Raw genomic sequence first — 5,705 nt, 5'->3', positions numbered from 1 at the left:
AAATAATAAGTAACAGCAAAGGAGGGAGTTATGCTCAGACTGTTTGTGGCAGTTATGCCTGGGCTGCTCCCTCTTACGCTACTCACAATGGGATTAAGCACATCGCTCACTGTTGGCGAGGGGCGAGATAAGCCTCTAAGCGCACGTTGGAGATTGTATGGGCTGTCTGCAGGCACAGTTGCAGCTCTTATTTTTGCTATACTTCGCGCATCTGTGGTAATTAATCAGCGAAACTTTATTAATATGCCGGCGTTGTGCATTGCAGTTCCGCTTGATATTGCTGCAATTATTGTGGTTATCTTTTCACACAAAATAGTAAGAAATTGGCGTAATTGCCCGCTTTTAATGCACATAAGTAACGCAATTGGTGCATGTTGCTTAGCGTTTACTGTGTTTTATGCTTTGCCAGATGTTATTTTGCAGCTTACTATCTTCGTGGATTCAAGCACTCCGCCTTTTACATCAGACATGTTGCTTCGAGCGCTTGGTTTTGTGCTTGGAGTTATTGCTGCTATTTGCTTAAGCCTTATGGTTCGTTCTTTGCGCACTACATCTAACGCGATTTCTTTCAAAATCGCTGTAGTTTTAAGCATGATTATTTTGCTAGTGCAGCACATAACTTCACTTTTGCAGATTATGCAAGGAAGCATTCTGCTTTATATGGATGACTTTTCTTTCAGCGTGCTTGTTTGGCTAATTAATAACGCTCCGTTAATGATTATGGCGCAAATTAGCGTGTTTATGATTCCTGCTGCTGCATCCGTAATAATCGGCTTTAAAACGGCTGTAGTTGGTGAAAATGCTGCAGAAATTCGCACGAAGCGAGCGTTTAAAAGGAAATCACGAAAGTCTGCGCTCGCAGCTCTTTTGGCTGTTATAACAGTAATACTTACGCTTACTGTAGGCGTATCTATTATGAATATTAAACCAACTCTTACGCCTCCAGAACCGTACGAATTGCACGATGGTGTTGCGACTATTAATTACGTTCAAGTTTCAGATGGTCATTTGCATCGCTTCCAATACAAAGCAAAAGACGGCACTGTTATGCGCTTTATAATCATTAAAAAGAATGGTGGAGCGTATGGCGTTGGCTTGGATGCTTGCGAAAACTGTGGAGATGCAGGCTACTATGAAAAAGACGGTAAGATTATTTGCCGTAAATGTGACGTAGCAATTAATTTGGCAACTATCGGTTTTAAAGGTGGTTGCAATCCGATTCCGTTCCCGTATAAGGCTGGGCATGGCAAAATCACAATTCATACTGCTGATTTAGACGTGCTCAGTTCGCATTTTAAGTAAGGGAGAGTTGCTATGTTTATGATGCGCATGGTTGCTCGATCTCTTGTGCGGCAATTGAAAAAGCGTGTGTTAATTGCTCTCGTAGTGTGCTTAAGTGCGTGCGTTAGTGTGTCAATGCTTAGCGTTGTGTATGACGTTGGAGACAAAATTAACGCAGAGCTCAGCTCGTACGGTTCGAATATTGTGGTTCAGCCAAAATCAAGTGCTGTTGTAAATGATTTGTATGCTTCTCGCGAGCAGATTGATACTAATGGTTCTGGGAGTTTAAAGGCTGCGGAAAGCCACGAGTCTACTGCTTCGCTAAAAGAATCTGATGCTGCAAAAATAAAAATGATTTTCTGGGCGTTTAATATCACTAATTTTGCGCCAAAAATAAAAGTTCACGCAAATCTTGAAGCGAAATCTTCTGGCGATTTGGTAGTGCCTATTATTGGAACTTGGTTTAATCGTAAGCTTGCGCTCGCTTCCGGGGAAACAACGGTTGTTGGTGTTAGGGGTTTGCGCTCTTGGTGGAAGATTAATGCAGGTCGTTGGGCAAAAGATAATAAATCTGAAGCAATGGTAGGTGCGCAGCTAGCTGAGCATTTGCACTTAAAAATTGGTCAGCGTTTGCGTTTGATTCGTGACGGGCGCGAGGTTTCGTTGCGCTTGGTTGGCATATACGATTCTGGCGACGACGATAATAACGCAATCTACGCAAGTTCTAGCGATGCTCAAAGCCTTGCAAATAAGCCGAATAAGGTTGATTCGATTGAAGTAAAGGCGCTTACTACTCCTGAAAATGATTTAGCGCGAAAGGCTGCTAAAAATCCGGCAGCGCTCAGCCAGGAAGAGTGGGAAACTTGGTATTGCACGGCTTACCCGAGTTCGATTACTTACCAAATTGAGGAGGTAATTCCTGGAGCTGTTGCAAAGCAGGTTCGTCAAGTTGCAGCTCTTCAGGGTAACGTATTAAATAAGACGCGCGCTGTTATGGTTTTGATGACTGCGTTAAGTTTAATTGCTGCGGCTGTTGCTGTGGCGAATCTTATGGCTGCTTCAATTTCTGAGCGTTCCGGTGAGCTTGCATTGCTTAAGGCTTTGGGTGCGCGTGATGGTGCTGTTGCTCGTCTTATGCTTATGGAAACTGCGGTTATTGCGTTTGGTGGAGCGTTAGTCGGCATGGCTTTGGGATTTGCAGTGGCGCAGATTATTGGTTTTACAGTGTTCGACTCTGCGATTTTGTTCCGACCGATGGTATTTGTTCTGGTGTTCGTGCTGCTTGCGTTGACTGTGCTTGCGGCTGCAGGCTCGTCGATTCGTTCGATTTTGAGTGTGCGTCCTGCGGAGGTGCTTCATGGCAGGTAAATCTTATATGACTTCCAACAATTCTATGTTTATTACCATGCTATTTAGCGCGGTATTTCGTAGAAAATCGCGTGCTTTGATGGCTGTTATTGCAACGCTTGTTGGTGCTGCCACGCTGTTTTGTTTAGCTGCAATCTGCCTTGTTGTGCCTCAGCAAATGAGCGATGAAATGCGTGCGTATGGAGCGAATATTATCGTAACTCCAATTGAGGGCGAGTGGAAAAACGGTATTGATCGCGCAATGGTTTTGCACACAAATGATATGGTTCTTGCAAAAGGTGCTATGCGCTCTGCTACGTATCGTTACGAAAACGTGCGTATTAACGCAGCTCCGTATGTTTTAGCAGGAATAGACGTTCGTTCAGTAAAGTCGCTTAATAAGCATTGGAATGTAGACGGCTCTTGGCCTAGCAGTGGAAATGTTATGGTTGGGCGAGATGTAGCTCTTGCGATGGGCTTAAAAATAGGTTCTCGAATTGCGATTGCGTATAGATCCTCGGATAATACTGCCGGCTCGCATAAGCCAGCAGAGAAGTCTGAAAATAAGGCTGCAAATAAATCTGCAGATAAACCAGCGCAAAATTCTGTTGCAAATTCTTCAGAAGAATCTGCACAAAATTCATCTCAACAAAAGCTCGTTGAAGGCAGAGTCTCAACAGATATTATGGATACTCACGGCACAACTTTCCGCGTTTGTGGCATTTTGGACACAGGCGGCGCAGAGGATTCCATGTTATATGCGCTAAACGCAGATGTAAATTCTCTTACAGGAGTTAAGCGTGGTACGGATGTTATTGCTTACTCGTCTTCTGCTCCTAGTGTTGATGCTGTTGTGAGAAGTATTAACGACATGACTTCTATGCGTGTGCGCGCTCAGCAAGTTACTAAAGTTACTGCTGCTGACACTGGTATTATCACTATGCTTCGCAGCCTGTTCTGCATTGTGTCGCTAGTTGTTCTAGTGTTGATGATGGTTGGCGTGAGCACTACGATTTCTTCGATTGTGCAACAGCGTCGAAATGAAATTGGTTTGCGCAAAGCTTTGGGTGCGAGCGCACGGAGTATTGGCGTGGAGTTTACTGCTGAAGCTGGATTATATGGCTTCGTTGGTGGCGTTGCTGGTACCGCAGTAGGGTATGTGTTTGCACGTTTGCTTGCAGCAATGGTGTTCTCTAGAGATTTGGGCGTGAATTGGTGGCTTGTTGCGTTCTCGGTGGCGTTTAGCATTATTGCATCTTGCGTTGCTGCGTTGCCGCCTGTTTTGCGCGCTTCAAAGATCGATCCTGCGATTGTGCTTCGAGAAGAATAATTTTAAGCGTAAATTTAGAGATTGTTTAAGATTTGAGTTAAGGATTTAATATGACAGAGGATAAAGAAACTAAGCTGGAGAATACAAAAGCTACGCCAAAAATGCTGTTGACTTTGGATCATATTTCCAAGATTTACGGATCTCTTCGCGCGGTTGACGATTTGTCGCTTACTGTGCCAGAAGGTGAGTGGCTTTCAATCGTTGGCTCCAGTGGTTCTGGCAAAACAACGTTAATGAACATTATTGGCTGCATGGATTCGCCATCTAAAGGTTCCGTGTCTTTGCAAGGTCGCAAACTTGAGGATTTGAACGCAGGTCAGCTTGCTGACGTTCGTAAAAACGTAATCGGTTTAGTTTTTCAAAAGTTTTATCTTGTGCCGCATTTAACGGCAGTTGAAAACGTGATGGTTGCGCAATACTATCATTCTGTTGTTGACGAAGCTCAGGCAATGGATGCTTTGGATCGAGTTGGCTTGAAGGACCGCGCTCACCATTTACCAAGCCAGCTTTCTGGTGGTGAGCAGCAGCGTGTGTGCGTTGCTCGCGCGCTTATTAACTGTCCGAAGTTGCTGCTTGCGGATGAGCCGACTGGTAATTTGGATGAAAAAAATGAGCAGATTGTGCTCGATTTGTTTAAGCAGCTGCACAATCAAGGAACTACGATTATTGTTGTAACTCACGATTCTCTGGTTGCTCAATGCGCGGATCGCGAAATTATGCTTAATCACGGTGTGCTTGTTGGTGAGCGTTGGAATAATGAGAGTGCGCGCAAAGCGTACGAGGCGATTGGTGGCAAGCCTGCGTTTACGAGTGCTCACGTTGATGAAAGTGTTGTGGAAGCTTTGCAAGACCATGAGCCTACTAAGTCGCCTAAATTAGCGAATTTAGATGATTAGTTGCGCAAGATTTTAAAATATACAAGATTTAAAGGCGATGATTTTATGATTTCAGATAATATGTTTCACGATGTTTCACGCGATGATTTGAAATCCAAAAAAGTTGCAAAAACCGTTGCTACGCTTGCAATTGTAGCTGCATCTTCTGCTATGTTGTCGGCTTGCGGTGAACCTAGTGCTGTGCCAATGAATGATGAGTTTGCAGGAAACTCTGGTCAAAGCTCGGATGATGGTGGTAATCCTTCTGGAAAGTACGATGCTGGCGCTCAGCAATCTAAGTCTTCAGCTCAAAGTGAAGATTCTGGGGATTCTAAAAACCAGTCTAAAACTGATACTGGCAATTACAAAGATGGCGACTATAAAGTCAAAGCTACGTATGGTCCTGTTGCAGAAGACAGTTTTGATGTACGCTTAAGCGTTGCAAATGGAAATGTTAGCGATGTGCAGATAACATCTCATCCGTTTACGCCGATTTCAAAAGGCCACATGGACGCATTTTCAAAAGCTATACCTGGCAAAATTGTTGGAAAGTCACTAAAAGATTTGCATATTTCGGTTGTTGCTGGAGCAAGTTGGACTAGCGATGCCTTCAACAAAGCGCTTGATGTTGCTCGCCAAGAGGCCTCAATTCAATCCGTGCAATAAATGTACTCAAAATTTAGTGCTCAACGTAATGGTAGATTGCCAATAAGCTTAAATCCTTAAAAATCGCTTTTATCCGTAGGATGACCTTGTGGGCGCTTTATGACTCGCCACAAAATCACTAATGCTAAGACACCATTTGCAATTCCGTAGTAATAAATCCAAGGAACGTGAATAAGCCCACAAATAAAGCATGTAATAATATTTGT

General features: G+C 43.8%; 5 protein-coding genes. All 5 read left to right on the top strand.

Annotated elements, in window-relative coordinates; all coding sequences use genetic code 11:
- Positions 1–30: 30 nt before the first annotated feature.
- The 5 genes from A5294_RS05700 to A5294_RS05680 are packed head-to-tail and all read left to right on the top strand — an operon-like array spanning position 31 to position 5,499.
- The gene (locus A5294_RS05700) at positions 31–1,302 is read left to right on the top strand and encodes a DUF2318 domain-containing protein (RefSeq protein ID WP_064340673.1); all 1,272 of its coding nucleotides are present in this window, start codon (positions 31–33) and stop codon (positions 1,300–1,302) included.
- Positions 1,303–1,314: 12 nt separating this feature from the next.
- Positions 1,315–2,649 carry an ABC transporter permease gene (locus tag A5294_RS05695; RefSeq protein WP_064340672.1) on the top strand — a complete coding sequence of 445 codons (1,335 nt, stop codon included), beginning with the start codon at positions 1,315–1,317 and terminating at the stop codon, positions 2,647–2,649.
- The gene (locus A5294_RS05690) at positions 2,639–3,958 is read left to right on the top strand and encodes an ABC transporter permease (protein ID WP_004574159.1); all 1,320 of its coding nucleotides are present in this window, start codon (positions 2,639–2,641) and stop codon (positions 3,956–3,958) included. Before A5294_RS05695 ends, A5294_RS05690 begins: the two co-directional genes overlap by 11 nt.
- A gap of 50 nt (positions 3,959–4,008) precedes the next feature.
- Positions 4,009–4,854, top strand: coding sequence for an ABC transporter ATP-binding protein (locus A5294_RS05685; RefSeq protein WP_101892182.1), 846 nt, complete (start codon positions 4,009–4,011; stop codon positions 4,852–4,854).
- A gap of 45 nt (positions 4,855–4,899) precedes the next feature.
- The gene (locus A5294_RS05680) at positions 4,900–5,499 is read left to right on the top strand and encodes an FMN-binding protein (protein WP_064340671.1); all 600 of its coding nucleotides are present in this window, start codon (positions 4,900–4,902) and stop codon (positions 5,497–5,499) included.
- Positions 5,500–5,705: the final 206 nt, after the last annotated feature.

Source organism: Gardnerella sp. 30-4, from assembly GCF_001641215.1.
GTDB lineage: Bacteria > Actinomycetota > Actinomycetes > Actinomycetales > Bifidobacteriaceae > Bifidobacterium > Bifidobacterium leopoldii.
The sequence above is the reverse complement of the archived record's forward strand: the minus strand, read 5'-3'. Positions and strand labels throughout refer to the sequence as shown.